The organism is Caulobacter sp. FV1ye6ST (genome assembly GCF_058681225.1).
Map to the genome: position 1 here is coordinate 4,314,185 of NZ_CM178733.1, position 26,834 is coordinate 4,341,018.

The 26,834-nt window shown below is 69.6% G+C and carries 24 protein-coding genes, 1 tRNA gene and 2 pseudogenes; 11 read left to right on the forward strand and 16 right to left on the reverse strand.

Translation table 11 applies throughout. The features are described 5' to 3' along the window. Window positions 1–4 precede the first annotated feature (4 nt). Window positions 5–436 carry a 50S ribosomal protein L11 gene (rplK, locus tag ACW175_RS20465; RefSeq protein WP_058346464.1) on the reverse strand — a complete coding sequence of 144 codons (432 nt, stop codon included), beginning with the start codon at window positions 434–436 and terminating at the stop codon, window positions 5–7. A gap of 210 nt (window positions 437–646) precedes the next feature. Further along, window positions 647–1,285, reverse strand: coding sequence for a TetR/AcrR family transcriptional regulator (locus ACW175_RS20470; RefSeq protein WP_492101789.1), 639 nt, complete (start codon window positions 1,283–1,285; stop codon window positions 647–649). A 119-nt stretch (window positions 1,286–1,404) separates the two neighbouring features. Between ACW175_RS20470 and spt the strand changes: the two genes are divergently transcribed. Next, window positions 1,405–2,622 (forward strand): serine palmitoyltransferase, encoded by a 1,218-nt coding sequence (gene spt / locus ACW175_RS20475; protein WP_492101790.1) that lies wholly within the window; start codon window positions 1,405–1,407, stop codon window positions 2,620–2,622. Between the two features lie 8 nt (window positions 2,623–2,630). Beyond that, a pseudogene (locus tag ACW175_RS20480) lies at window positions 2,631–2,728 on the forward strand (hypothetical protein); the annotation flags it as partial. Between the two features lie 18 nt (window positions 2,729–2,746). Here ACW175_RS20480 and ACW175_RS20485 read toward each other — a convergent pair. Both ACW175_RS20485 and ACW175_RS20490 read right to left on the reverse strand, forming a co-directional pair. Beyond that, window positions 2,747–3,352 (reverse strand): 2-hydroxychromene-2-carboxylate isomerase, encoded by a 606-nt coding sequence (locus tag ACW175_RS20485; protein WP_492101791.1) that lies wholly within the window; start codon window positions 3,350–3,352, stop codon window positions 2,747–2,749. Between the two features lie 5 nt (window positions 3,353–3,357). Beyond that, a complete protein-coding gene (locus ACW175_RS20490) occupies window positions 3,358–4,095 on the reverse strand; it encodes an SDR family NAD(P)-dependent oxidoreductase (RefSeq protein ID WP_492101792.1) in 738 nt (245 codons plus the stop codon). 128 nt (window positions 4,096–4,223) lie between these two features. Between ACW175_RS20490 and ACW175_RS20495 the strand changes: the two genes are divergently transcribed. Together ACW175_RS20495 and fabA are read left to right on the forward strand one after the other, a co-directional pair. After that, the gene (locus ACW175_RS20495) at window positions 4,224–6,059 is read left to right on the forward strand and encodes a DUF885 domain-containing protein (protein WP_492101793.1); all 1,836 of its coding nucleotides are present in this window, start codon (window positions 4,224–4,226) and stop codon (window positions 6,057–6,059) included. 107 nt (window positions 6,060–6,166) lie between these two features. Further along, window positions 6,167–6,697: a bifunctional 3-hydroxydecanoyl-ACP dehydratase/trans-2-decenoyl-ACP isomerase gene (fabA, locus tag ACW175_RS20500; protein WP_492101794.1), complete on the forward strand. Its 531-nt coding sequence runs from the start codon at window positions 6,167–6,169 to the stop codon at window positions 6,695–6,697. 19 nt (window positions 6,698–6,716) lie between these two features. Here the strand turns inward: fabA and ACW175_RS20505 are convergent, their stop codons facing one another. The 7 genes and pseudogenes from ACW175_RS20505 to ACW175_RS20535 all read right to left on the reverse strand — a co-directional run bounded on the left by ACW175_RS20505 (window position 6,717) and on the right by ACW175_RS20535 (window position 10,878). Next, entirely contained in the window at window positions 6,717–7,094 is a 378-nt protein-coding gene (locus tag ACW175_RS20505; protein WP_492101795.1) for a response regulator, read from the reverse strand. Then, a complete protein-coding gene (locus tag ACW175_RS20510; RefSeq protein ID WP_492101796.1) occupies window positions 7,091–8,527 on the reverse strand; it encodes a sensor histidine kinase in 1,437 nt (478 codons plus the stop codon). Before ACW175_RS20510 ends, ACW175_RS20505 begins: the two co-directional genes overlap by 4 nt. Before the next feature lie 285 nt (window positions 8,528–8,812). Continuing rightward, window positions 8,813–8,995, reverse strand: a pseudogene (locus ACW175_RS20515) (hypothetical protein); the annotation flags it as partial. A gap of 155 nt (window positions 8,996–9,150) precedes the next feature. After that, entirely contained in the window at window positions 9,151–9,522 is a 372-nt protein-coding gene (locus ACW175_RS20520) for a hypothetical protein (protein ID WP_492101797.1), read from the reverse strand. Window positions 9,523–9,823: 301 nt separating this feature from the next. After that, the gene (nusG, locus tag ACW175_RS20525; RefSeq protein WP_099581184.1) at window positions 9,824–10,381 is read right to left on the reverse strand and encodes a transcription termination/antitermination protein NusG; all 558 of its coding nucleotides are present in this window, start codon (window positions 10,379–10,381) and stop codon (window positions 9,824–9,826) included. 10 nt (window positions 10,382–10,391) lie between these two features. Further along, window positions 10,392–10,706, reverse strand: coding sequence for a preprotein translocase subunit SecE (gene secE / locus ACW175_RS20530; protein ID WP_492101798.1), 315 nt, complete (start codon window positions 10,704–10,706; stop codon window positions 10,392–10,394). A gap of 96 nt (window positions 10,707–10,802) precedes the next feature. After that, window positions 10,803–10,878 (reverse strand) — tRNA-Trp (locus ACW175_RS20535). Window positions 10,879–11,116: 238 nt separating this feature from the next. Here ACW175_RS20535 and ACW175_RS20540 point away from each other — a divergent pair. Beyond that, on the forward strand, window positions 11,117–11,302 hold the full coding sequence (locus ACW175_RS20540; RefSeq protein WP_492101799.1) for a hypothetical protein: 186 nt from the start codon (window positions 11,117–11,119) through the stop codon (window positions 11,300–11,302). Window positions 11,303–11,357: 55 nt separating this feature from the next. Here ACW175_RS20540 and ACW175_RS20545 read toward each other — a convergent pair whose 3' ends face one another. Next, window positions 11,358–11,777 (reverse strand): hypothetical protein, encoded by a 420-nt coding sequence (locus tag ACW175_RS20545; RefSeq protein ID WP_492101800.1) that lies wholly within the window; start codon window positions 11,775–11,777, stop codon window positions 11,358–11,360. A gap of 475 nt (window positions 11,778–12,252) precedes the next feature. On the opposite strand from ACW175_RS20545, the gene ACW175_RS20550 reads away from it, so the two are divergent. From ACW175_RS20550 to ACW175_RS20560, 3 genes are all read left to right on the forward strand, one after another. Continuing rightward, window positions 12,253–13,092 (forward strand): ferredoxin--NADP reductase, encoded by an 840-nt coding sequence (locus tag ACW175_RS20550; RefSeq protein ID WP_492101801.1) that lies wholly within the window; start codon window positions 12,253–12,255, stop codon window positions 13,090–13,092. Between the two features lie 46 nt (window positions 13,093–13,138). After that, a complete protein-coding gene (locus ACW175_RS20555) occupies window positions 13,139–14,362 on the forward strand; it encodes a molybdopterin molybdotransferase MoeA (protein WP_492101802.1) in 1,224 nt (407 codons plus the stop codon). Between the two features lie 84 nt (window positions 14,363–14,446). After that, window positions 14,447–16,333, forward strand: a complete 1,887-nt coding sequence (locus ACW175_RS20560; protein ID WP_492101803.1) for a polysaccharide biosynthesis protein — start codon at window positions 14,447–14,449, stop codon at window positions 16,331–16,333. A gap of 6 nt (window positions 16,334–16,339) precedes the next feature. Here ACW175_RS20560 and ACW175_RS20565 read toward each other — a convergent pair whose 3' ends face one another. Further along, window positions 16,340–17,797 carry an alpha/beta fold hydrolase gene (locus ACW175_RS20565; protein WP_492101804.1) on the reverse strand — a complete coding sequence of 486 codons (1,458 nt, stop codon included), beginning with the start codon at window positions 17,795–17,797 and terminating at the stop codon, window positions 16,340–16,342. Between the two features lie 112 nt (window positions 17,798–17,909). Here ACW175_RS20565 and ACW175_RS20570 point away from each other — a divergent pair, with 112 nt between their 5' ends. From ACW175_RS20570 to ACW175_RS20580, 3 genes are all read left to right on the forward strand, one after another. Continuing rightward, window positions 17,910–19,346, forward strand: coding sequence for a LytTR family DNA-binding domain-containing protein (locus ACW175_RS20570; RefSeq protein WP_492101805.1), 1,437 nt, complete (start codon window positions 17,910–17,912; stop codon window positions 19,344–19,346). A gap of 61 nt (window positions 19,347–19,407) precedes the next feature. After that, on the forward strand, window positions 19,408–20,688 hold the full coding sequence (cytX, locus tag ACW175_RS20575; RefSeq protein ID WP_492101806.1) for a putative hydroxymethylpyrimidine transporter CytX: 1,281 nt from the start codon (window positions 19,408–19,410) through the stop codon (window positions 20,686–20,688). Between the two features lie 106 nt (window positions 20,689–20,794). After that, window positions 20,795–21,289 carry a hypothetical protein gene (locus ACW175_RS20580; RefSeq protein ID WP_492101807.1) on the forward strand — a complete coding sequence of 165 codons (495 nt, stop codon included), beginning with the start codon at window positions 20,795–20,797 and terminating at the stop codon, window positions 21,287–21,289. A 21-nt stretch (window positions 21,290–21,310) separates the two neighbouring features. Here the strand turns inward: ACW175_RS20580 and ACW175_RS20585 are convergent, their stop codons facing one another. From ACW175_RS20585 to ACW175_RS20595, 3 genes are read right to left on the reverse strand one after another with little or no spacing between them, the layout of a single operon-like run. Beyond that, on the reverse strand, window positions 21,311–24,583 hold the full coding sequence (locus ACW175_RS20585) for an error-prone DNA polymerase (RefSeq protein ID WP_492101808.1): 3,273 nt from the start codon (window positions 24,581–24,583) through the stop codon (window positions 21,311–21,313). Continuing rightward, entirely contained in the window at window positions 24,580–26,118 is a 1,539-nt protein-coding gene (locus ACW175_RS20590) for a Y-family DNA polymerase (RefSeq protein ID WP_492101809.1), read from the reverse strand. Before ACW175_RS20590 ends, ACW175_RS20585 begins: the two co-directional genes overlap by 4 nt. Continuing rightward, window positions 26,033–26,815, reverse strand: coding sequence for an ImuA family protein (locus tag ACW175_RS20595; protein ID WP_492101810.1), 783 nt, complete (start codon window positions 26,813–26,815; stop codon window positions 26,033–26,035). Before ACW175_RS20595 ends, ACW175_RS20590 begins: the two co-directional genes overlap by 86 nt. Window positions 26,816–26,834: the final 19 nt, after the last annotated feature.

The following is a 26,834-nucleotide window of genomic DNA, read 5'->3' on the forward strand; positions in this document are numbered from 1 at the left end:
GTGATTAGGCCTCCACGATCTTCAGGCCCATGGCCTTGGCGGAGCCTTCGATGATCTTGGCCGCGGCCTCGATGTCGTTGGCGTTCAGGTCCTTCATCTTCTTTTCGGCGATTTCGCGCAGTTGCGTGCGCGTCACTTCGCCGACGGTCTCACGGCCGGTCAGCTTCGCGCCGGACTTCAGGCCGGTGATCTGCTTCAGGTAGTGGGTCGCCGGGGGCGTCTTGGTGATGAAGGTGAACGACTTGTCTTGGTAGACGGTGATCACGGTCGGCAGGGGCGTGCCCTTTTCGACGTTCTCGGTGCGCGCGTTGAACTCCTTGCAGAAGCCCATGATGTTGACGCCGCGTTGACCCAGAGCCGGGCCGATGGGGGGCGAAGGCGTGGCCGAGCCAGCCTTCACCTGGAGCTTGATGTAGCCCAGGATCTTCTTAGCCATATTATCCTCTCGTGAGGGCCGGAGCCCTCGCTGGTGAGCCGTGGTCCGGGCTTGGCGGCCCTCCCACGGATTTGAGCCCGCCGCCGAAACGACAAGCACGCTCCAAAACACCCAAGGTCCAAAGGACCGGGGTTCGGGAGCGAGGCGCGGCGTTTAGCAGGTGGTCAGGGGAGAGTCAAAGGGCGCGAGGCCCGTGCTCAGGCCGCGTGCTCAGGCCGCGTTCGGGCAGCGCAGCATGGCGTAGAGGTCCGCCGTCAGGCTTGGACGCGCCGCGTCGGTGGCGCAGGCGGCGGCGGGCGCCAGAACCGCGACCTGGCTGGTTTCCAGGAACACCGCGTCGCTGGCGTCGCCGCAGGCCCAGTCGTAGATCGCGCCCAGATAGTTGGCGTAGATCACCCGCCCCAATCGGTCGGGATCGACATGCGGCGCGATTTCGCCGGCGACCTGGGCCTGGATCATCGCCTGGATGACGATCTGGGCGACGTCGCGGCCCAGGTGGGTGCCCTCGAACAGCACGCGCGGGATCCGCACCAGCACCTGGCGATAGAGGTGCGCGTCGTCGATATAGAGCTGGGCCGAAGCGCGGGCCGCCTCCAGCGCGAAGGCGACGCCGGTCGCCGCGGATCGGGACAGCAGCGACTCGACCCGGTTCATCGCCACGTTGATGACCGCCAGGCCCACGGCGTCCAAGCCACCGATCAGATTATAGATGGTCTGGGGCGACACCTGGGCGGCCGCGGCGATTTGACTGAGTGAGACCTTGTCAAACCCGTGCTCACGCCACAGAACAGCCGCCGCGCCGACGATCTCGGCATATCGGCGCGCCTTGCCCCGCTCCCGCAGGGCCATCCCAGAGTTTGGAACAGAATCCATTTTCATTGATACGTCTATTTTTAGACTGTATTCCATTTTCCGAACAAGCGGAACCTTGCGACCACCACCCGCGCCGAATTTCAGAAAGCACGCACTTGGGACTCTTCGACAGCCACTCCGCCCTGGCCGCCCGCTACGAGACGGCTCGCGCTTCCGGCCAGATGCCGACCGGCGTGGTGATGGACCAGCTCCTCTCGGCCAGCGAGGCGATCATCAACGGCCGCAAGACCGTGACCGTGGGGACGCACAACTATCTGGGCCTGGCCTTCGACGAGGCCAGCATCGAGGCCGCGGTCGAGGCGGTGCGTCGCGAAGGCACGGGCACCTGCGGCTCGCGGATCGCCAACGGCTCGTTCTCGGACCACGTCGCGCTGGAGCGTGAACTGGCCGAGCTGCACGGCATGCGCCATTCGATGGTGTTCTCGACCGGCTACCAGGCCAATCTCGGGATCATCTCGACCCTGGTCGGGGCCGGCGACTTCCTGCTGCTGGACGCCGACAGCCACGCCTCGATCTACGACGCCTGCAAGCAGACCCAAGCCAGCGCCATCCGCTTCAAGCACAACGACGCCGCCGACCTGGACAAGCGCCTGCGCCGCCTGGCCGATGAGCCGGGCAACAAGCTGGTCGTCGTCGAGGGCATCTATTCGATGCTGGGCGACATGGCCCCGCTGAAGGCGATCGTCGAGGTCGCCAAGCGCCACGGCGCCTACATCCTGGTGGACGAGGCCCACTCGATGGGCGTGCTGGGCGACAACGGCTGCGGCCTGGCCGAGCGGGAAGGCCTGCTGGATCAGGTCGACTTCGTGGTCGGCACCTTCTCCAAGAGCCTAGGCGCCGTCGGCGGCTACTGCGTGTCGAACCACGAGCAGTTCGACCTGCTGCGCATCGCCTGCCGCCCCTACATGTTCACCGCCTCGCTGCCGCCGGCGACCGTGGCCTCCGTGCGCGCCTCGCTGAAAGCCGTCAAGGAACGCCCGCACCTGCGCGCCAAGCTGTGGGCCAACGTCAACCGCCTGTACGGCGCGCTGGAGGCCGCCGGCTTCCAGCTGGGCTCGACGCCCAGCCCGATCGTCGCCGTCTGCCTGGAGTCGGACGCCACGACCCTGGGCATGTGGCGCGCGCTGCTGGAGGCCGGCTACTACGTCAATATCGGCCTGCCGCCGGCCACGCCGTCGGGCGAGAGCCTGCTGCGCTGCGCCATCTCGGCCGCCCACACCGAAGCGCAGATGGACGGCCTGGCCGAAGCCATGATCCGCCTGGGCCACGCGTTCGGCGTGCTGTCCGAGCCGCGCCTGATGGCCAAGGCTTAGGGGGGAGCGAAAACCTCGTCCTTCGACAAGCTCAGGATGAGGTTTTCTACTGACATACGGCGCTGAAATTCGTCCTCATCCTGAGCTTGTCGAAGGACGAGGACGGCCCCGCTGATTTGCCCCCCTACCCCTTCGCCAACTCGGCCTCGACCTGGCTCAGCCGCTCCTTGCCGAAGAACATCTCGCCGCCGACGAAGAAGGTCGGGATGCCGAAGACGCCGCGCGCGACGGCGGCCTCGGTGTTGGCCACTAGCTCCCCTTTCACCTCGGGCTCTCCGGTCGCCGCCAGCAGGGCCGCGCCGTCCAGTCCGGCCGCGTTCGCCGTCGCGACGAACACCTCGGGATCGTCGAGCTTGAGGCCCTGTTCCCACATGCCCTTCAGCATCGCGTCGAGATAGGCCTCGCCGACGCCCATCCGCTGGGCGGCGATCTGGCCGCGCATCAAGAGCAGGGTATTGACCGGGAAGTGCGGATTGAACCGGAACGCGGAAAGCCCGTGCGCTTCGATGAACCGGCGCATCTCCAGCATTTCGTAGTCCATCTTGCCCTTGACGCCACCGAAGGCGATCGCCGGGGCCTGGTTGCCAGTGGCCTTGAAGATGCCGCCCAGCAGGCACGGCAGCAGAGTCACGCTCGCCCCGTGGCGGCCGACGATGTCCGGCAGCACCTTCCAGGCCAGGTAGGCGTTGGGGCTGCCGAAGTCGAAGATGAAGTCGACGGTCTTGCTCATGGCGCTCACCACACTTCTCCCCAAGGCCTAAGGTCGATCTCGTGGGTCCAGGCCGAGCGCGGCTGGCCGTGCAGCCAGACATAGTTCGCGGCGATCTCGGCGGGTTTCAGGATCTCGTCGCGATCCAGCAGGCCCTGGACGTCCTCGCGAATCGAGCGGGTGAAGACCCCGTCGATCGCCCCGTCGACCACGACATGGGCCACGTGGATCCCCTTGGGCCCCAGCTCCCGCGCCGCGCTCTGGGCCACCGCCCGCAGGCCGGCCTTGGCCGAAGCGAAGGCCGAAAAGCCGTCCTTGCCACGCAGGCTGGCGCTGGCTCCGGTGAACAGGATCGTGCCCCGACCGCGCGGAACCATCACGCGCGCGGCCTCACGGGCGGTGAGGAAGCCGGCGAAACAGGCCATCTCCCAGACCTTGCTGAACACCTGGGCCGTGGTCTCGGTCAGGCCAAAGCGCACGTTCGCGCCGATGTTGAAGACGACAATCTCCAACGGCCCGACCTCGGCCTCGATCCGATCGACCAGGGCGATCATCTCCGCCTCCTGGCGGGCGTCGACGCCATAGGCGCGGGCCGCGCCTCCGCTCTCGCCGATCTCGGCGGCCAGGGCTTCCAGCTGCTCAAGGTGGCGCGGGCGGCGGGTCATGCAGACCGTATAGCCCTCGGCCGCGAAGGCCTTGGCGATCGCGCCGCCGACCCCGTCGCCGACACCCACCACCAGGCAGGCGCCTTTTGGACTGCTCATCGCCCAACTCCTTCATCCACTCCGAGGCAGGTTCGTCTTGAATCGCTACGGAGTCGAGAGGCGCTGGCGCGCGCGCCTTGATCGGATAACGTATCTGCGAAACAGCGCAGGGGCGCGGGGGAGTTTTCATGGATCGTCGTCAGTTTCTGCTGGGCGTCGCGCTGACGCCGCTGGCCGTCTCGCCCGCCCTCGCCGCGCCCGGATCCCCATTGGGAGCTAAGGACGCCGAGCTCAAGGCGCTGCTGGACCAGTTCTGGGAAGCCGACCTCGACGCCTCGCCCGAGACGGCCACCAGCCGTGGCCTGGACGTCGGGGCCCGCGCCGGCCAGCGCGCCCAGCTGAACGACGGCTCGCGCGCGGCTCGCTCCGCCTGGGTCGCCCAGCGCAAGGACCGCGTCGCGGCCCTGGCCAGGATCGACCCGGCCCAGCTGTCACAGGCCGCCCGCGTCGACCACGAGGTCACCACCTACACCTACAAGCGCATCGTCGAAGGCGGCGAAAAATTCAGATATGGCGAGGGCCCGGCCGGCTTCGGCTACGCCCCCTATTCGCCCTATGTGCTGAGCCAGCTGACCGGCCCATACCAGGCGGTCCCGGACTTCCTGGATTCCCGCCATCCAGTGAAGACCAGGGAAGACGCCGAAGCCTACCTCTCGCGGCTGGAGGCCTATGCCCGGGTCCTCGACGACAACACCGCGTCGTTCAGGATGGACGCCGCCGCCGGCGTGCTGGCCCCCGACTTCGCCCTCGACGCGGGCCTGGCCCAGCTGAAGCGACAGCGTTCGCCCGCGCCGGAGCAGACCAGCATCGTCCAGTCCCTGGTCGCGCGCGCGGCCAAGGCCGGTCTCGCCGGCGACTGGTCGGCCCGCGCCAGCGCCATTGTCGGCGGCAAGGTGCAGCCGGCCCTCGACCGCCAGATCGCCGCCCTGGAGGCCCTGCGCCCCAAGGCGACCGGCGACGCCGGGGCCTGGAAGCTGCCCATGGGCGAGGCCTTCTACGCCGGGGCCCTGGCCTTCCAGACCACCACCCGCCGCACGCCCGAGGAGGTCCACAAGCTGGGCCTCGACCAGGTGGCCGACCTGACCGCCCAGATTGATGTCCTCTTGAAGAAGCAGGGCCTGACCACCGGCACGGTCGCCGCGCGGCTGACGGCCCTGTCGGCCCGCCCCGACCAGCTCTACGCCAACACCGACGCCGGCCGCGCCATGCTGCTGGCAGACCTCAACGCCCAGACCAAGGCCATCCGCGCCCAGCTGCCGACCCAGTTCCGCACCCTGCCCGCCGCCCCGGTCGAGATCGTCCGCGTGCCGCCCGAGATCGAGGACGGCGCCCCGAACGGCTACGCCCAGCCGCCGTCACTGGACGGTTCGCGCCCGGGCCGCTTCTACATCAACCTCAAGGACACCACCGAGTGGCCGAAGTTCAGCCTGCCGACCCTGACCTATCACGAGGCCCTGCCCGGCCACGTCTGGCAGGGCTCGATCGCCCTGGGCTCGCGGGAGATCCCGATGCTGCGCCGGGCCGGCATGGGCTTCGCCGCCTATAGCGAGGGCTGGGCGCTCTATGCCGAGCAGCTGGCCGCGGAGATGGGGGCCTATCACGACGACCCGCTGGGCGAGATCGGCTTCCTGCAGTCGCTGCAGTTCCGCGCCGTGCGCCTGGTGGTCGACACCGGGATGCACCACAAGCGCTGGAGCCGCGCCCAGGCCACCGACTACATGGTCGACAACACCGGCATGCCGCGCTCGCGGGTGCAGCGCGAGATCGACCGCTACTGCATCTGGCCCGGCCAGGCCTGCAGCTACAAGATCGGCCACACCGAGTGGGAGCGCCTGCGCGACGTGGCCAAGGCCAAGGCCGGCGCCAAGTTCGACCCCAAGGCCTTCCACGACGTGCTGCTGCGCGGGGCCATGCCGCTGGTGGTGCTGGAGCAGGTGCTGAGCACGATGTCCTTCACCGCCTGACCGCCCGATCTTGACGATCCCGCCGCCGCACCCACAGCTTGAGCAGACCTCGGGCGGATGCGGCGGCGATCGAGACCACCGCGCGGACCGGGGTACGGGAGAGAGACTTGGCCGATCCGCGCGATTTCCACACGCCCCAGGACCACTACACCAAGGCCGACCTGCTGAAGTCGGGCCTGGGCGGCTATTTCGGGCCAGGCAACGCCCAGCTGCCCGCGCCGCCGATGCTGATGATGGACCGCATCACCGAGATCAGTCTCGACGGCGGCGACTTCGGCAAGGGCCACGTGGTCGCCGAGCTGGATATCACCCCCGACCTCTGGTTCTTCGATTGCCACTTCATCGGCGACCCGGTCATGCCCGGCTGCCTGGGGCTGGACGCCATGTGGCAGGTGATCGGCTACTGGCTGGGCTGGTCGGGCTCGCCCGGCAAGGGCCGCGCCCTCGGCGTCGGCGAGGTCAAGTTCCGCGGCGACATCACGCCGGCGTCCAAGCTGGTCCGCTACGAGATCAGCCTGCGCCAGGTCCGCCGGGGCAAGCTGGCCCTGGGCCTGGCCAATGGCCGCCTGATCGTCGATGGCGAGTGCGTCTATACGGCCACTGATCTGAAGGTGGGGATGATCGAGACGCGGGCGTGAGGCGCGCGCGTCTCGGAGCCTAAGCCGCCATGGCCGCGTGAATGGCCGCTTGCAGCTGCTGATCCGACACCGGCTTGAACAGCACGCCCGCCGGATGGTCCATATTGATGCGCTCGATCGTCGCCGGCTCGCGCGAGCCGGTGACGAAGATGACCTTCGAGCCCACGGTCTCGTAGATGGCCAGGGCGGCGTCGACGCCGTCCTTGTCGCCCAGCAGGCGCATGTCCATCAGGACCACCGCCGGGCGATATTGCTGAGCCAGCGCCACGGCGGCGTCGGCGGTCGCGGCCGTGCCGCAGACGACGAGGCCCATGTCCTCCACCTGCATGGAAAGCCCTTGAGCAATCAGGAACTCGTCGTCCACCACGAGGACGGTGTCACCAAGGGTCTTCGTCATAGCACGGGTCCAGGCAGATCGATTTCGGTGTGAAAACCGGGGCCGCGTCGGACGGTCAGGGTCCCGCCCAACTGCCGCACGAGGCCGTCGACGATCGTCACGCCAAGCGACGCCGGCGCCGGCGCCGCGTCAGAACCGCTGTTCGGCGCGGCGGCGCCGTCGTCGGACACGATCAGCGTGACCCTGTCGTCTTCGCCGCGCTTCAGCAAGACCTCGATGGCCCCGTCTCCGGAGGGGAAGGCGTGTTTCAGCGAATTGGTCACCAGTTCCGTGACGATCAGACCCAGGGGAATGGCGAAGTCCAGCCCGACCCGCAGCGGCATGGCGTTGACGGACAGGCGCACGTCCTTGGTCGCCACGCCCTGCAGCAGGTTGTTGGACAGCTCCTCGAGGAAGGGCGCGGCGTCGAACGTCTTGAGATCCCGCGACCCCATCAGCTGATGATGCACTAGGCCCAGGGCGAAGACCCGGCCGCGCAGGCCCGCCAGGGCGGCCCTGGCCTCGGGATCGCCGAGCCGCCGCCGCTGCATCACCAGCAGGCTGTCGATGATCTGCAGATTGTTCTTCACCCGGTGATAGACCTCCCGCAGCAGGAGATCGCGCTGGGCGATGGTGGCCGCCTGCTCCGCCGACAGGACCTCCAGGTCGTGCTTGGCGTTGACCAGCGCCAGCCTTGAACGGTGCTGTTCGTCGATGTTCTCGACGACGGCGGCGGCCAGGATCGGCTGGCCCGTCTTCGGCGAGCGCGTGACGGTCGCCGACACGCGCGCCCAGATCACTTCGCCGTCGCGGCGCACATAGCGCTTTTCGCGGATATAGGCGGGAACCTGGCCGTCCAGCATCAGTTGATAGGCGTCTTGATCGGCCTGCCGGTCCGTCTCGAGCGTCAGCTCCCAGCCGACCCGGCCAACCAGGTCCTCCGGCGCGTAGCCCAGCATGGCGGCGAACGCCGCATTGACGCGAATGATCCGTCCGGAGAGGGGTTCGGTCTGGACCTTGCCCACGGCCGCGTTCTCGAAGCTGGCGCGGAACTGCGCCTCGTTCAGGATCAGCGCGTCCTCGACCCGCGCATGCTTTTCCAACGCCGACCGCCGGAGACCACAGACGCCGATGATCAGACCCCCAACGATCGCGGCGGTGATCAGCGCGCGGGCTTCCTGGGCGTTGACGACGAACGAGAGCGGCTGACCCAGATAGACATACCAGGCGCCGAGCAGCCCCCCGACCAGGCAGAGCCATCCGGCGACCGGTCCCAGGCGCAGGCACGTCACCAGCAGGATGGGAAAGACCGCCATCAGGGGCTCGCCGCCGCCGGCATGGGCCTGGAGCAAGGCCCCCAGGGCGACCGACAGTCCGGCCGCCAGGGCGCCGCCAAGGACCTTGGCGCCCAGGCTCGCCGGAAGCGCCTCGCCGTGGATCCACGACATCATCATGTGGAGCCTGGAACGGCCGCGCTCGACGGTCCAGGCGGTGACAAAGACATATGCGGCCCGATGACAGAACAAGAAGGATTGGCCCGATCTTGACGCTATCACGACTTTCACGCGAACCCAGCCCTTTCCCACGCGCGATGTTTGCGGAAAGCGGGCGACGTGAGGCCGGCTCGGTCGCGTCGGAGGGGGATGTTGTCCGCTGTGGACGAGGCCCAGGGTCCGTTGTCCGAGCGCGCTAGGGGCTCCGTTTTCTGCCCAAGCCGGGCGTTGAAACCCTCTCCTTTAGGGAGAGGGAGGGGCCCGCGCGAAGCGTGGGAGGGTGAGGGGTTACGAGCTGGACGGCGTGCCGGCACTCAGTCGAGCGCCGTAACCCCTTACCCCAGCCCTCTCCCTATGGGAGAGGGAGCACGGGCCGTTTCCCTCCCTCTCCAGTCTTTCGGAACGTCCGCTTTCGGGCGGGTCTTCGATCTTGCGTAGCGGGAGGGAAGGCCGCGGGCTTTCACGACCCGCACTGGAGGCTTCGATGTCCCACTTCTCACCGGCGAGCTGGATCGCGGTTCTCGTGGCGATCAGTGGGGCGCTCATCGTCGTCTTTGTGAAACGTGGGCGTCGATAGCCGCGCCCTACCGCCCCTTTCGTCCCAGCTTCTGGAGGGTCGCGCGCATGACGACGGCTTGGGCGGCGGGGGGCTTGGTTCGCGGCTCCGGCGCCTCGGGGACCAGGGCCCGGGTCGCCGCCGCTTCGAGGCGTTCGAGGAGATCGTCCGGAATGGCCGGCTCGGGCCGCGCCCTGGCCGGCGAGGCGGCGCGGACCATGCCGGCGATCTTGCGGGCGTCGGCGGCCAGCTGGCCGCAGGCGCGGGCCTTGAGGCGAGCCTGGGCGACCACGGCGGGGTCGGGGCTGTCCTCGATCAGCGCCCAGGCGGCGTCGACGGCGGCCATCAGCTTGGCCTGCAAGGCGGCGCACCAGGCGCTGGGGTCTCGGGTCGGGCTCATGACCCTAGCATGCGGCCGCCGCGAACGCCGATGATGTGAAACCGGCGTTTTTTGCCAAGCCCTTGAGCGACAACAGAAACGCTCATGACGGTGCGGGGATACAGGCCGGCCAATCCCCGTGCTCACGCCGCGGCGCCAGGCCCGCGACGTCAAGGCGTCCGGCGCTCCGGCACGCCGCGCTCAGGACGTCCGCGACGCGGCGCCCTGTGGATAACTCAGGCGGCCGATCACGAAAAAGCCCCGCGTCGGGCGACGCGGGGCCTTTGTCGTTCGGTGCTGGTCGCCAGCGCGGATCGAAGGATCAGGAGATCTTTTCGACCTGGGCGTATTCCAGCTCGACCGGGGTCGCGCGGCCGAAGATCGAGACGGTGACCCGCAGGCGGGCCTTTTCCTCGTCGACCTGCTCGACCGAGCCGTTGAAGCTGGCGAACGGGCCGTCGATGACGCGGACGTTCTCGCCGACTTCGTACAGGACGACGGTCTTGGGCTTCTCGACGCCTTCCTCGATGGCGCCGACGATGCGCTGGACTTCCTTTTCGGAGACCGGCATCGGCTTGGAGCCGCTGCCCAGGAAGCCCGTGACCTTCGGAGTGTTCTTGATCAGGTGGTAGGCTTCGTCCGAGAGGTTCATCTTCACCAGGACATAGCCAGGGAAGAACTTGCGCTCGGCGTTGACCTTGCGGCCGCGGCGGATCTCGACGACCTCTTCGGTCGGCACGAGGATCTCGGAGAAGTTCTCTTCCAGGCCCTGGTTCTTGGCCTGCTCACGGATGCTCTCGGCCACCTTCTTCTCGAAGTTCGAGTAGGCGTGGACGATGTACCACTTGTGGTTCGGGTTGGACGCGGTTTCGGTGCTCATCGTCTCTATCTTATCCCGCGGTCGCCAGCTTCAGGAGCTGATTGATGGCGAAGCCCAGGCCGCCATCGACGGCCAGGAAGAACAACGACGCCAGGACCACCATGATGAAGACCATCACGGAGGTGATCCAGGTTTCCTTGCGGCTGGTCCAGGTGATCTTGCGGGCTTCGGCGCGCACTTCACGGAAGAACTGCACCGGCGTGGTGCGCTTCTTGGGCGCCGCGGGCGCGACAACGGCGGCGGCCCCGGCGGGCGCCATCGCCGCGGCCGTCTTGGCGGCGCGGTTCTTGATCGCTGACGGGCTGGATCCCGGTTTCCTGGCCATGCTCTAGAGGCTCACGACTTCCTAAGTTGGACCCGGACCGACAAGCGGCCCGGTGGCCATAGCCGGGTCCGAAAGCGACCCGTCAGACATATATAGTGGCAGGAGTGGGGGGACTCGAACCCACGACTTTCGGTTTTGGAGACCGACGCTCTACCAGCTGAGCTACACTCCTGCGGACCGACCACCCTTTCGGGCCGACGGACATCCGGAGACAGACAGCGCGCCGGGAGGCTTGGAAGCCTCGGCGCGCCACGTCCTGTCGCCAGAGCCGCGCCATTTAGCAGGGTCGCGTTCGGCGGGCAAGCGGCGCGGAAAGGTTTGAGCGGCTTCGAAGGCCGGACAGCCACTTTTGTCCTGGCCGGCGGGGCTCGACACGCGGATCAAAGCCGCGCCCGGGGCGTTGTTTCGCCATGCCCACGATCAGCAACCCCGCCTCGCCCTCCGATCGTCCGTCGAATCGCGAGGTCGAGAACGAAAACCAGAAGTCCCCGTCCCGCGACGGCGCGCCGCCGCGACCGGCCACCGAGCCTCACGGCGCGGCCGACAGCACCCGTTCGCCGAAGACCGAGACGGATCCGGGCTCCGGCGAGGGTTGAGACATCCAGTCCCGCTTGATCGGGACTGGCCTTCTACGTGACCAGGCCGCGCGACCTAGCCGGCCTTGGCCAGCTTGGCCTTGTCGCCCTTGGCGGCCGTGGTCGAGTCGCTGGCCGGGGTGGTCGCGCCGCACTGGATGCCCAGATACGACCACTTCACGTCCGTCAGCTCGCGGCCGCACTGGGTGTTCTTGCCCGCGTCCCTGCCCCGCAGCGAAACCGCGACGCCCTTGGACAGGTCCGGCGCCGGACTGGCGCTGCTAATGTCGTAATAGCCGCCGCCACGCCCCTTCACGACCAGACAGTTGGTCTTCTCGACGGGCCGCACGCAGCCCGACGCCGTGACAGAGGTGGATTCCACGACAACCTGATTGGCTTGCGCGAGTTTCGTCTTCGCGCCGCCGTCACTGCAACCAGCCAAACCAAACGCTAACAGACCGGCCGCCGCGGCGGCCTCTATGAACCTTACCCGCATACGTTCCTCCGTGTCGTTGGCTTCGCGAACGAAGCAAAAGCAAGCTTGCGCCTCGTTTGGAGTAGCGGCAATCACATTTTTGCCGTTTTCGAAAAACCGGTCCGCTGATTTGACGGTTCGAGACAAAGATTGTCGCCAACCCGACGACAGGCGCACGGCTCGGCGAAGCTGAACGTCGAAGACGAAATCTGCTACCGTCGACGGAAGATAACTCTTCTCATCTGAACATCTGTTCGCGAACCGAGACGCCGCTTTCCGCCCCTTGGCGAATACTGGGTCTGATCTTTCGACTCCCCGACACACCGTCGTCGCCCAGCCCGCACCGGGGCGCGTGGACGCGAACCCGGCGGCGAAGTTTTTCCGACGACGGCTTTAGACAACCGGCGTTGACATCAAGACGGGCTTGCACAAATGAGACGGGCGTCGCCTCAGGGCCGTGGCGGCGCCCGTTTCTCTCAAGGATTTCAGAGCTCAGATGACGGCCACCGCGAGCGCTTCGCCCCCCATTGGCACGCCGGTTAAAGACGCCCCGTTCCACGTCGAGAAGGTGCTGTGGGTCAAGCACTGGACCGACCGCCTGTTCAGCTTCGGCATCACGCGGCCGGCGTCCCTGCGCTTCCGCTCGGGCGAGTTCGTGATGATCGGCCTGCCGCCACGCGAGGAACTGGGCGAAAAGAAGCCGATCCTGCGCGCCTATTCGGTGGCCTCGCCGCACTTCGCCGAGGAGCTGGAGTTCTTCTCGATCAAGGTCCCGGACGGTCCGCTGACCTCGCGCCTGCAGCTGATCCAGCCCGGCGACGAGATCCTGCTGGGCAAGAAGCCGACCGGCACCCTGGTTCTGGACGCCGTCCGCCCGGGCAAGCGCCTGTTCCTGTTCGGCACGGGGACGGGCCTGGCGCCCTGGCTGTCGGTGGCCCGCGACCCCGACGCCTACAGCCGCTTCGAGCGCGTGATCGTCGCCCATGGCGTCCGCGAGGTGAAGGAGCTGGCCTATCGCGACCTGTTCACCCACGACATCTTCGACGACCCGCTGGTCGGCGACGAGGCCCGCGCCCAGCTGACCTACTACCCGACCGTGACCCGCGAGCCGTTCGAACGCCAGGGCCGCTTCACCGACCTGATCGAGAGCGGCAAGCTGTTCAAGGACCTCGGCCTGGAGCAGACCAAGTTCGACCCCGAGAACGACCGCGCCATGCTGTGCGGCTCGATGGCCATGATCAAGGACACCGCCGCCCTGCTGGAGGCCCACGGCCTGAAGGAAGGCTCCAACGCCGAACCGGGCGACTTCGTGATCGAGCGGGCGTTCGTGGGGTAGAGGGGGCCGCTCCCCCAACAGGGGAGCAGAAGGATATAAGCGCCCCATGAACCTCAAGAACCTCACCGTCGAAGACGCCCGCGCCCGGATCCTGGACGGCGCCGGCCGGCTGGGCGTCGAGACCGTCGCCCTCGCCGACAGCCTGGGCCGCGTCCTGGCCCAGACCGTCGCCGCCGCCCGCCCACAGCCGCCGTTCGACGCCTCGGCCATGGACGGCTGGGCGATCCGGCGGGCCGACTACGCGCCCGGCAAGGCCTTCGCGATCGCTGGCGAGAGCGCGGCGGGCAAGGCCTATCCGCGCCCGGTGCGGGCCGATCAGGCGGTGCGCATCTTCACCGGCGCCCCGATCCCGGCCAGCGCCGATCTGGTCGTCATCCAGGAAGAAGCCCTCCGCGACGGCGACACGGTAAGCTTCCAGGCCGGCGAGACCCCCAAGTCCAACACCCGCGAAGCCGGCGGGGACTTCCAGGCCGGCGACGTCCTGCTGGAGCCGGGCGTGGTCATCGATCCCTGGCGGCTCAGCCTGGTCGCCTCGGCCGGTCTCGGCGAGGTCGCCGTCGCCCGCCGGCCGCGCGTGGCGATCCTGGCCACCGGCGACGAACTGGTCCCGCCCGGCGCCAGCCCTCGCCCCGACCAGATCTTCGAAAGCGGCTCGTTCAGCCTGGTCGCCCTGGTCCAGGCCTGGGGCGGCGAGGCCGTCCGCCTGACCGCCGCCAACGACGACGCGAACGCCATCGCGGCGGCCGTTCAGCCGGTGGACGTCGACCTGATCGTCACCATCGGCGGCGCCTCGGTCGGCGACCACGACCTGGTCAAGCCCGCCCTGAAGACCCTGGGTCTTGAGCTCTCCGTCGAGACGATCGCCCTGCGCCCGGGCAAGCCGACCTGGTCCGGACGCCTGGCGTCCAGCGATGGGGCCGGCGGCCGCCGCGTCCTCGGCCTGCCCGGCAACCCGGCGTCGGCCCTGGTCTGCGCCGAGCTGTTCCTGCGCCCGCTGCTGGCGGCCCTGTCCGGCGGCGACGCCGAGGTCCGCCTGGTCCCCGCGCGACTGGCCGAGCCCCTGCCGTCGACCGGCCCGCGCGAGCACTGGATGCGCGCGGCCCTGTCCGTCGATCCCGAGGGGCGAACGATCGCCCGCGCATTCCCCGATCAGGATTCCTCGCTGGTCGGCGTCTTCGCGCGGGCCGATGCTCTCCTTCGGCGACGGGCGGGGGACCCCGCCGCCTCGGCGAACGACATCGTCGACGTTCTGCCCCTGCGTCGCGGCTGAAACCGCGACGGCGACAATTTCACGTGCTAAGCCCGAACGCGTTTCACGGGCGCGACCCGACCTTCAGGCCGAGAGGTTCTATTCATGGGGCATGTTGGCAAGATCGCGGCCCACGTCCTGCTGGCCGCCTTGGCCCTGCTGTTCGGTCGATACCTCGTCATAGACATGCCCTTCACGCCCGACACCCTGGTGCAGGCGGCGTACTACGGCCTGGGCGCGCTGATCGTCGAACTGCTGTTCCGCGTCGAGCGCGCGCCCTGGCGCTTCGTCTCGGCCAGCGACCACCTGCGCCTGTTCCGCTCGGCCGTGCTGACGGCGGCGACCTTCCTGGCCATCACCCGCCTCGTCCACCCGGGAATCGACGGCGGCCTGCGCATGGTCGCCGGCGCGGCCCTGATCCAGGCCACCTTCCTGTCGGCCCTGCGCGTCATCCGCCGCAGCCTGCACGAGCGCCAGCTGTTCGATTCGGTCCTGCGCCTGGGTCCGGCCTCGATGCAGCCGGCCCTGCCGCGCCTGCTGATCATCGGCTCGGCCAACGAGGCCGAGGCCTTCCTGCGCGCCCCGGCCGGCCTCGGCGAACGCTACGCCCCGATCGGCGTGGTCTCGCCGCATGACCGCGAGATGGGCGACGAGCTGCGCGGCGTCTGCGTGCTGGGCTCCATCGCCGACTTCGACAGCGTGCTGGCCCGCCTTCGCGACAGCGGCCTCTCGCCCTCGGCCATCCTGTTCCTGACCGACAGCGCCATGAGCACCTTCGGCGCCGAGCGCCTGGGCCGGCTGAAGACCGAGGGCGTGCGCCTGCTGCGCCGTCACGGCGTGGTCGAGATGGGCGCCGACGCCGCCGCCGTCGCCTCGCTGCGCGAGATCAGCATCGAGGAGCTGCTCAGCCGTCCGCCGGTGCGCCTCGACCCCGAGCCCGTCCGCGCCCTGGTCGCGGGCCGCCGCGTCCTGGTCACCGGGGCCGGCGGCAGCATCGGCTCGGAACTGTGCCGCCAGATCGCCGCCAGCGGCTGCGCCCACCTGACCATGGTCGACGCCTCGGAATACAACCTGTTCCACATCGACCGCGAGATGGCCCAGACCTGGCCGGGGATGCCGCGCCGCGAGATCCTGTGCGACGTCCGCGACGCCGCCCGGGTCCACCGCGTCTTCGCCGAGCAGCACCCCGACATCATCTTCCACGCCGCGGCGCTGAAGCATGTGACCCTGGTCGAGAACCATCCGTGCGAGGGCGTGCGCACCAATGTGCTGGGCACGCGAAACGTCGCCATCGCCGCCAAGGCCTGCGGCGCCGCGCACCTGGCCCTGATCTCCACCGACAAGGCCGTGGCCCCGACCAGCGTGATGGGCGCGGCCAAGCGCGTGGCCGAGGCGGTGGCGCGCCAGTACGGCGGCGGCGGCGACATGCGGGTCAGCATCGTCCGCTTCGGCAATGTGCTGGGCTCGGCCGGTTCGGTCGTGCCGATCTTCCAGAGCCAGATCGCCCGCGGCGGCCCGATCACCCTGACCGACGCCGCGGTCGAGCGCTACTTCATGACCATCCCCGAGGCCGTGCAGCTGGTGCTGCGCGCCGTGGCCCTGTCGCGCATCGCCTCCGAACCCGAGGCCGGCGTCCTGACCCTGGAGATGGGCGAGCCGGTCAAGATCATCGACCTGGCCCGCCGGATGATCGAGCTGCAGGGGCTGACGCCCGGCAAGGACATCGAGATCCTGATCACCGGCCTGCGGCCCGGCGAGAAACTGACCGAGACCCTGGTCGACGTGAACGAAGTCGCCCGCCCCAAGGCCCCGGGCATCATCGAAGCCCTGCGCCTGGCCGACGCCCCGATCATCGAGCCCGAGCGCCTGCTGGCCCTCGACGCCCTGGCCGAGGACGGCGACGAAGCCGCCGTCCGCGCCCACCTGTTCGACCTGGTCGAGGACCTGCGTCAGGTCGGCCCGTCCAAGGTGGTCAAGATCCGGGCTTCCTAGGCCCGCCTAAGCCAGCGTGAACTTCGGCGGCGGCAGCGTCAGGCGGGTGTCGGCCACGGCCTCGCCCTTGAAGAACCGCACCAGCAGCGGCTGCACCTCGGGATGGGCCTCGAAGACGTTGTGGCCGGCGTTCTCGACGATCACCCGCGACTTGTGCTGGAACTGGGCCGCCACCTCGTCCTGCTCGGACATCGGCGTGCGGCCGTCCAGCGTGCCGGCGACCAGCAGGGCGGGATGGTCGATGCGGAACGGCGCCCGGAAGCCCTCGCCCAGGTCGACGCCCGGGACCGCGCCCAGCAGCTGCGGCATCGGGAAGTTCAGGGCCGAACCCACCACGGCGGTCTTGGCCTCGCGCCGCACCAGGGCCAGCCGGGCCGGCGAGATCCCTGACGCCAGGTCCGTGGCCTCGGGCATGCCGGCGATGCCGAGAAGGCCCGCGAATTCGCCCATGAACGGCGTCAGCACGTCCATCCGACCCGCGTCCAGCGCCAGGTACAGCTTCGGCAGCATGACCAGGGTCTGGGGATTGGCGATCAGGCCGCCGGCCATCAGCTGAAGCGCGAAACCGCCCAGCTTCAACTCGACCGGCGCGCCATTGAGCGTGGCGGCCATCGGCGCCGGCGACGCCTCAAGCCTGGCGTGGACCCGCCGCATCAGCGCCGGCAGGTCGGGAATCGCCGCCCGGACGGCGGGATCGGCGGCCAGCAGCCCATCCACCTGGCGCAGCAGGGCGTCGACCGCCGCCGGCCGCTTCACCGTCTGATCCTGACCCTCCAGGCTGGCGAGGGCCACGCGGCCCACCCGGTCGCCATGACGCTTGAGCATGCTGAGCGCCAGGTGCGTGCCGTAGCTGATGCCCCACAGGTCGACCTTCTCCGCGCCCAGGTGACGGCGCAGGTCGTCGATGTCGTCGGCGTTCTGCTCGGTGTTGTAACCGGTCATGGCCACGCCGGCCTTGGTCCAGTCGGCCCAGGCCTCCTGGAAATCCTCGCGGACATAGGCCGTCAATCCGGCCTCCGTGAACACCGGCGGCGGGCGCTTCGAGGCCGGCCGCTCCGGTATGGCGTTGGACAGGCCTGTGCCGCGCTGGTCGAAGGCGATGACGTCGGCCACCTCGCGCAGGGCCATCATGATCGGAAACCGCGGTCCGGCCAGGGCGCGCGTCGCCGTGCCGCCGGGACCACCGGCCAGGTAGACGATCGGCGGACCGGGCTTGGCCGCCGTCGAGGCGAACCGGACATAGTGCAGCCGGATCTTCCGCGAGCCCGGAATGCGGCGATCCTCGGGAACCTCGAGGAAGCCCCGCTCGGCGTCGGTGTCCTGGCCCTTCCAGCCCTTGAACTTGAAGGGGCCGGCCTGGGGAGGGGCCGTTGTCTGGCCCAGGGCCCGCGCGAAGGCCAGGGTCGGGAGGGCGAGGCCGGCGGCGGTGAGCAGGGCGCGGCGGTTGAGCAAGGTGTGGGTCATGCCCCAGCTGAGCTGTCCCGACCGCCGTCCGCCACGCCGCTTCGGTCAATGGCGGCGCTGGATCGGCGAATGGCGGGGCGGTTCGGCGAGCGGCGCCGTATAGGATGACGCCATGTGGCGAACCTTGCTTCTCGGCCTGATCCTAACCGGCCTCACGACCCTGGCCCGCGCGGACGACCTGCCGTGGGAGGCCTGTCACGGCGCCATGGGTCCGGCCGGTCCGGTGTTGACCGACTGCCATCCGGTCCAGGATTTCGTCGATCCCCAGGGGCGGGCGCTGTGGATCCGCGCGCCCCTCGCCGCGCCGACCGACGCCCGACCGCACGCCCTCTACGTGGCCGGCGTCGCCTCGTCCGAGGCCTGGATCAACGGCCAGCGCCTGGGCGCCAATGGTCGCCCTGGCGACGCGGCGCGGGACGAGGTCCCCGGGCGCTACCAGGCGGTGTTTCCGATCCGCGAGACCCTGTGGCGCCCCGGCGACAACAGCCTGGTGCTGCGCCTGTCGTCATTCCACGGCGGCCTGCGGTTCGACCGGCCGATGAGCGCCCTGCGGGTGATGCCCTATCCCTATCCGCGGCGCGCCGCGATGCTGGCGATCACCTTCGTGGCGACCGGCGCTCTGCTGGCGGCGGCGTTCGGCTTCGGCGTCATCCACGCCATGCGCCGCACCGGCTCCAGCCTGGTCCTGGCCGCGATGGCGGGCGTCGCGGCCTCTCAGGCCATCGTCGAGAGCCTGAGGTCGCTGTTCGACTATCCCTATCCCCTGCACGCTTGGCGGATGGGCGCCATCTGGGGGCTGGCCGCGGCCTTCGCGGTCCTGCTGGTGACCTATGCCGCCGGCCGCTTTCTCCCCCGGGCAAGGGGGCTGATGATAGGCTTGGCCATGGGCGTGGTCGGCGCCACGGCCCTGCTGCCGGGCTTCGACGTCAAGACGGTCTGGGCGCTGATCCTGGGCGTGGCGCTCGCCTCCGCGCCGGCCGCCGCCGGGGTGCGGGCGCGTCTGCCCGGCGCGCGGCTGACCCTGGCCTATCTGGCGTTGTTCCTCGCCCTGGCCCTGGGCTTCCCCGAATGGCTGGCCGACTTCTCCTATTTCCTGCTCGCCGCGGTGCTGGTGCTGCCGCTGCTGATGGTCGAGGTGGTGCGGTTGGGCCGCGACGACCGGGGCCGCGAGGCCGCCCTGACCCGCGCCGCCAGCCAGCCCGACCGCCTGACCGTGGCCTCGGCGCGGGGCGTGGAGCTGGCGCCGATCGCCGAGATCCTCGCGGTCGTCGGGGCCGACGACTATGTCGAGCTGCGGATGGCGGGCGGCCGCAGCCTGCTGCACGCCGCGCGCCTGGACGGCCTGACGACCCAGCTGCCGGCCAATTTCCTGCGGATCCATCGGTCGGTGATCGCCAATCTGGCCCACGTCCAGCGGCTGGAGCGCGACGGCGACCGGTGGCGGCTGCACCTGCGCGAAGGCCCGCCCCTGCCCGTCAGTCGCTCGCGCCAGCCGGCCCTGCGCGAGGCCCTGGACGCGCCGCCGCCGGTCGCCAAGGCGCCCGTCTAGCCGAGTACGGAGGATCGTCTTCGGTATCGCGCCCCGAAGACGACCTGCTAAAGCGGAGTTTATGGCCCAACTCGACGACAGCTACGATCCCCTGACCCCCGTGCCGGAAGCGCGCCGGGTCTTCCGCGCCCAGGACGCCTTTTCGCTTTGGTTCAGCCTGGGCATCGGCCTGCTGGTGCTGCAGGCCGGCGCGTTCCTGGTTCCAGGCCTCAGCCTGGGCATGGCCTTGGCGGCGATCGTCACCGGCTCGGTGCTGGGCGCCCTGCTGCTGGCCGCCGCCGGCGTGGTCGGCAGCGATACCGGCCTCTCCGCCGTCGGCACGCTGCGGCTGGCCCTGGGCGCGCGCGGCGCGGCGGTCCCGGCCGTGCTCAACGCCATCCAGCTGACCGGCTGGGGCGCGTTCGAGATCATCGCCATGCGCGACAGCGCCGACGCCCTGGCCAAGCGGACCTTCGGCTTTTCCAACCCGATGATCTGGACCCTGGCGTTCGGGATCCTGGCGACCTTCCTGGCCATCCAGGGGCCGGTGTCATTCGTGCGCCGCTTCCTGCGCGCCTGGGGCCTGTGGCTGCTGCTCGCCGGCGCCGGCTGGCTCAGCTGGCGACTGCTCGCCGAGCACGACCTCGCCGCCCTGCTGGCCAAGGCCGGCACCGGCGAGATGAGCTTCGGGGCCGGGGTCGACCTGGTGGTGGCCATGCCGCTGTCGTGGCTGCCGCTGATCGCCGACTACACCCGCTTTGGCCGCACCAGCGGCGGCATGTTCAAGGGCTCGGCGGCGGGCTACGTCCTGTCCAATATCTGGTTCATGGCCCTGGGCGCGGCCTACGCTCTAGCCTCCAATTCTGGAAATGGGGGCGGCGGCGGCGAGAGCCTGCTGCTGACGGCCCTGGCGGCCAGCGGCGGCGGGATCGCCCTGCTGCTGATCGTCATCGACGAGACCGACAACACCTTCGCCGACATCCACTCGGCCGCCGTCTCGACCGCGACCCTGGTCCCCGCCAAGCCGGCCAACCTGGCCCTGGCCTTCGGCGCGCTGTGCACGACGATCGCCCTGTTCGCGCCGATCACCCAGTACGAGGGCTTCCTGCTGCTGATCGGCTCGGTGTTCGCCCCGCTGTTCGGCGTGCTGCTGACCGACCACTTCGTCCTGCGCCGCCGCGCGATCTCCACGGCCCAGGGCGGCCTGAACCTACCGGGCCTGCTGGCCTGGGCGATCGGCATCGCCGCCTATCAGGGCTTAAGCCGCCTGGCCCCGGACCTCGGCGCCACCCTGCCCAGCTTCGTGGCCGCCGGGGTGGTCTATCTGGGGCTGAAGCGGGTTTGGGGCGGTAAGCCCGGCTAGGGTCGAGCGGGGTTCTTCGACTCTCTTTGACATGCCACAATGCGCCGCCACCGCCGTCGCCCAAGGCTGTCCTCGACAGCGACAGCGACGGCGAAGGACAAGGCGAATGACCATGCCGACCAGCCCGGCGAGAAGATTGCCTCGGCATCCGGCCGCCCTTCAGATGCTTCTGCGCAGGTGGCACACCTACATCGGCATGATCATCGCGCCCACGGTCCTGCTCTTCGCGGCAACGGGCGTGCTGCAGATCTACGAGTTGCACGAGGCCCATCCCGGCTATGCGCCGCCGGCGATCGTGGCCAAGCTGGGGGTGCTCCATAAGAAACAGCTCTATCGCGAAGGGCGTCGTCCCCAGTCGAAGCCATCCACAAAGCCCTCGCCGGGGCCCGCCCCGGCCGCATCGCCTCCAGAGGCCAAGGCTCAGCGGCTTCCGACAACCTTGCTGAAGGCGTTCTTCGCCCTGGCGTCGATCGGCCTGGTCATGTCGACGATCACCGGCGTCTGGATGACCCTGCGCCAGCCGTTGCACCGCATGCGCCATATACTGCTGCTGGTGGCCGGAACGGTCGTTCCCTTCGTCCTGTCCTGCCTTAGCCGATAGGCGCGACATCACCTGCCTGGGCTAATGGAAATCCCGGCTTCGTAGCAGCCGGCCCGACACCTTCTGGCGCACGCGCGGGGCCGGGGCGCCCGGCTCGTCGCGCAGGGTGGACAGGTGCGCCGAAAGATCGGTGAAGCCCTCGGCCACCACGTGGATGACGTTCTCGGCCCGTTGCACCCGGCCATGGACGACCAGGAACGAGGCGGTCATCACCACATTGCGGTCGGCCTCGAAGCGGTCCTTCCAGACCACGGCATTGGCCACGCCGGTCTCGTCCTCCAGGGTGACGAACACCACGCCCTTGGCCGTGCCCGGCCGCTGGCGGATCAGAACCAGCCCCGCCACCGACACCTTGCGGCCGTCCTTGATGGTCAGCAGCTGCTCGGCCGTGATCACCCCGCGCCGGGTCAGCATGGCGCGGTAGAAGCTCAACGGATGATCCTTCAGCGACAGGCTGGTGGTGCGATAGTCCTCGGCCACCTCCTGCGGCTGGCCCATGGCCGGCAGCGCCGCGCGGTCCTCGAACAGAGGCAGCCCGGCCAGCAGCGGCGCGCGCACCGGCGCCTTGTGCTCGCCCTTCAGCCCCTTGACCGCCCACAGCGCCTCGCGGCGGGTCAGCCCGACGGCGGCGAAGGCGTCGGCCTCGGCCAGCAGCTCCAGCGCCCGCTGCGGCACGCCGCCCCGCGCGAACTCGCCCGGCGTGCGGGCGCCTTCGGCGCGGGCGTGGACCAGGGTTTCGACGTCGGCTTTCTTCAGCCCCTTGATCTGGCGGAAGCCCAGGCGGACGGCCTTCCAGCGCGGGCGGTTCTGGTCGTTGGCGATCTTGTCGGCGCGGGGCCTGAACCGGCGCGCTCCCTCCACCGCTTCGCCCATGACGGGGGAGGAAGGCGTCGTGCCCGCCTCCAGCGTGCAGTCCCAGTCGCTGGCCAGGATGTCCGGCGCCAGCACCTCCACCCCATGCTCGCGCGCGTCGCGGACCAGCTGGGCCGGCTGGTAGAAGCCCATGGGCTGGGAGTTGATCAACGCCGCGCAGAACACGTCCGGCCAGGCCCATTTGATCCAGGCCGAGACGTAAACGAGCTTGGCGAAACTGGCCGCGTGGCTCTCCGGGAAGCCGTAGTGGCCAAAGCCCTCGATCTGCTTGAAGCACCGCTCGGCGAAGTCGCGCTGGTAGCCGCGCGAAGCCATGCCCTCGACGAACTTGTCGCGGTACTCGGCGGGGGTCCCGAGGTTACGGAAGGTGGCCATGGCCTTGCGCAGGCCGTCGGCCTCGTCCGGCGTGAACTTGGCCGCCTCGATGGCGAGACTCATGGCCTGTTCCTGGAACAGCGGCACGCCGTAGGTGTTGCCGAGGATCTCCCTCAGCTCGTTCTCGGGGCCATGTTCGGGCGAGGGCGCTGGCCATTCGACGGGCTCGATCCCGCTCCGGCGCTTCAGGTACGGGTGCACCATGTCGCCCTGGATCGGCCCCGGCCGGACGATCGCCACCTCGATGACCAGGTCGTAGAACCGCCGGGGTTTCAGCCTGGGCAGCATCGACATCTGCGCCCGGCTCTCGACCTGGAACACGCCCACGCTGTCGGCCACGCACAGCATGTCATAGACGCCGGGCAGCTCGACCGGGACATCGGCCAGATCCGTGATCTTCTCCCCGTGATCGGCCCGCAACATGCCGAAGGCCCGCTGGATGGCGGTCAGCATGCCCAGCGCCAGGATGTCGACCTTCATCAGCTTCAGGCTGTCGATGTCGTCCTTGTCCCACTCGATGAAGGTGCGGTCGGCCATGGCCGCGTTACCGATCGGCACGGTCTCGTCCAGCCGCCGCTTGGTCAGGACGAAGCCCCCGACGTGCTGCGACAGGTGGCGCGGGAAGCCCATCAGCTCGGTGGCCAGGGTCACCGCGCGGGCGATCTCCGGCGCCTTGGGATCCAGGCCCGCATTGCGCAGATGCTCCTCGGGCAGGCCCGAGCCCCAGCTGCCCCAGACCGTGCCGGCCAGCAGGTTGGTGACGTCCTCGGTCAGGCCCAGGGCCTTGCCGACATCGCGGATGGCGCTGCGCGGGCGGTAGTGGATCACCGTTCCGCAGATGGCGGCATATTCCCGGCCATAGCGGCGGTAGATGTACTGCATCACCTCCTCGCGCCGCTCGTGCTCGAAGTCGACGTCGATATCCGGCGGCTCGCCGCGGTTCTCGGAGATGAAGCGGGTGAACAGCAGCCGGTGCTGGGTCGGATCGATCGCCGTCACGCCCAGGCAGAAGCAGACCGAGGAATTGGCCGCCGACCCGCGCCCCTGGCACAGTATGCCCATGCGACGGGCCTCGCGCACGATGTCATGCACGGTGATGAAGTAGTTGGGATAGTCCATCTTGGCGATCAGCCGCAGCTCTTCCTTCAGCTGTTTGGCGACCTTCTCGGGAACGCCAGCGGGATAGCGCCAGGCCGCGCCGGACCAGGTGAGATCGCTCAGGTGCTCCATCGCCGTCTTGCCGGCAGGCACGGGCTCGTCCGGATATTCCTCGTTGAGCTGGCCGAGGTCGAAGCCGATCCGCTCGACGATCTCGACCGTCCGCTCGACCGCCCGCGGCCAGCGGTCGAACAGGCGCGCCATCTCGGCCGGCGACTTGATGTGGCGCTCGGCATTGGCCTCGAGGTGGAACCCCGCCTGCTGGATCGTGCAGTGCTGACGCACGCAGGTGATGACGTCCTGCAACGGTCGCCGCTCGGGGCCGTGATAGAGGACGTCGTTGGTCGCCACGATCGGCGCGCCGGCCTGACGGCCCAGCGCGTCCAGGCGCGAGAGGCGCTTGAGGTCCTGGGCGGCATAGGCCCGGCTGGCCGCCAGCCAGGATCGCCCACGCAGGTCGCCGGCCATCCGGTAGAGATCGCGCTCGAAGGCCTCGTTCAGGTCCTTCGGCGGGATGATCAGCCCGATCTGGCCGTCGGAATGGTCCAGGAAGTCCCGCCAGGACAGGTGGCACTCGCCCTTTCCGGCCCGCCGCTGGCCCAGCGTCAGCAGGCGCGTCAACCGGCCGAAGGCCTCGCGGTCGGTCGGGTAGCAGAGCAGGCTGGGCGTGCCGTCCATGAAGTCCAGCCGGCAGCCGCTCAGCACCCGGACATTCCGCGTCTTGGCCGCCGTCCAGGCGCGCACGATCCCGGCCAGGCTGTTGCGGTCGGTGACGCCGATGGCGGAAAGGCCCAGCGCCTCGGCGGCGATGGCCAGCTCCTCCGCGTGCGAGGCGCCGCGCAGGAACGAGAAGTTGGTGGTGGTCTGGAGCTCGGCATAGGCGGTCATCCGAACAGCCCATGGATCCACCACTTCGGGGCCTCATTGCCGCCGAACAGCCCTTGCCGGAAAATCCAGAAGCGCCCGCCCGCATCGTCCTCGACACGGTAGTAGTCGCGGATCTTGCCGGGGCCCGTATCGGTCTCGCCGACCCCGGCGCGCCACCATTCCTGGCCGATGCGTTCGGGGCCTTCGGCGCGGCGAACGCGGTGCGGACGGCCGCGCCAGGTGAACAGGCGCGGCGGATAGTCGGGCAGTTCAGCGGCGATGGCGACGATCGCCTCCGGACGCTTGAACAGCCGCACCGGGCGCGGGCGGTCGGGGTCCCAGCCCGTCGCCGCCGGCGGGTCGAGCGGGGCGTTGCGGATCACCGAACGCTCGGGGACGTGGCTCGCATACGGGTCGGCGCGCCAGACGCGGGTCTCGCCCAGGCGGTTGACGAGCCGGTCGACCAGGGGCGCCAGGGTCTCGTCGAGGCTGGTTCCCGTCTCCGAGTCCAATCGATCCTGCGCCGCCGCCAGGGGCTCGACGGCGGCGGCGTGGACGGTGACCACCTCGATGCCGAAGCCAGGGTCGACCGCGTCCAGCTTGGGGACCATCAGCTTGGTCAGCCGCCTGGCGTCGCGGCCGATACGGGCCAGGCCCGCGCGGATGGGATAGGCCTGGCCGTCCAGGCGGTGGAACACGATCTCGAAGCGCTTGGCCCCGCGCCCCTCGGCCTCCAGCCGCTGGCAGATCAGGGCCAGGGCGTCGCCGGTCACGCGGGCCAGGTCCTCGGGCGCGCTGATCGGCTCGAAGAAGGCCAGCCGATCGAACCAGGGCGTGGCCGGGCGGCGGAAGCTCAGCGCCTCGGACGCCATGCCCAGGGCCTGGTCGAGCCGCAGGGTCAAGGCGAGGCCAAAGCGCTTGGCCAGCTGGGCGCGCGGCAGGGCGAAGAGCTGGCCGACGCGGTGCAAACCCAGGCGCGGCAGCTGGGCCTCGGCGGCGTCCTCCAGGCGCAGGGCCGCGACGGGCAGGCCCTCGATCGCCGCGCGCTGCTCGCCTGGCGCGACAATGGCCAAGTCGTCGCCGAAGCGCGCAAGAGCCCAGGCCGCCCCGGCCGTGTCGGCGATCGCCGCGCGGGCCGGCACACCCCAGCGGGCCAGCCGGCCGACGAGGTCGACCAGCATGTCGTCCTCTCCGCCCCACAGGTGGTCGGTCCCGGTGATGTCCAGGAACAGGCCGTCGCGCCCGTCGATCGCCACGGCCGGCGAGAAGCGCACGCACCAGTCGCACAGGGCTTCCAGCGCCAGGCGGTCGGCGGCCGGGTCGTGGTCGAAGGTCACGAGGTTGGGCACGAGCGCCATGGCGTCGGCGGCCTTCTGACCGGGGCCCAGGCCAAGGGCGCGGGCGGTCTCATCGACAGCGACGAGGCGTCGGGTCCCGCCTTCCGTGGCCAGCAGAGCGAACGGAGGCGCTTCAGCCGACGTGTCGTAGCCCGGGTTCCGCCGGCGCCACGTCGTGATCGGCCAGTTGGGACACCAGACGGAAAGGATGCGGGCCATGGCCGGCCTCCTGTGCTTGCAAGATCCAAGACCCGGGACGTCCGCCCCGGCACCGTTCCAGTTCGACCCGCCAGCGCGGGGGGCCAAGGCCGATGTCGTCCGCTGGCGGCGGGGTCGGCGACGGCCCGATCCGCCAGCGGCTGAACGACGCCGAGCCGGACACCGCCTGGCCCTGCCCCGCTCGCCCTCCATAGGGTCTTCGGTGCAGCACCACCCCGAGGCCGCCGCGTTTCTCGCAGGCCAGTTGCAGGCGGCGGCCGGCGGTCAGGTCCGGAGCCTCGGCCTCGCCGACGGCGGCGGCCACGCCTTGCGTGGACAGCGCGTCCTCCAGCACCGACAGGGTCTCGGCCTCGTCGCGGGTGCGGACCTGGATCAGCCGCTCGGTCGGGAAACCCAGGCCGAACAGGCCGGGCGCGAACAGGTCGTTGCGCCGGGCGATCCAGACGATCGCGCCCGTCTTCACCAGCGGGCGCAGTAGCAGGCCGACGAAGGCGGCGGGGGCCGCCCCGGTCTCGCTCTCCAGCCCCGCGCCCGTCACCTCGTGCCAGCCGCCCAGCGGCAGGCCGCCGCCCGGAAAGCAGCCATCGATGGCCGGCTCCCCGAACGGCAGGACGGGATTCGGAGTCCGAGTCCCCGCTTCGATCGCGGCGATCCGGCCTCTGAGGGCCGCAAGACGCGCCTCGCGCGAGCCGGCCATTCCACACTCCTTGTTCCAC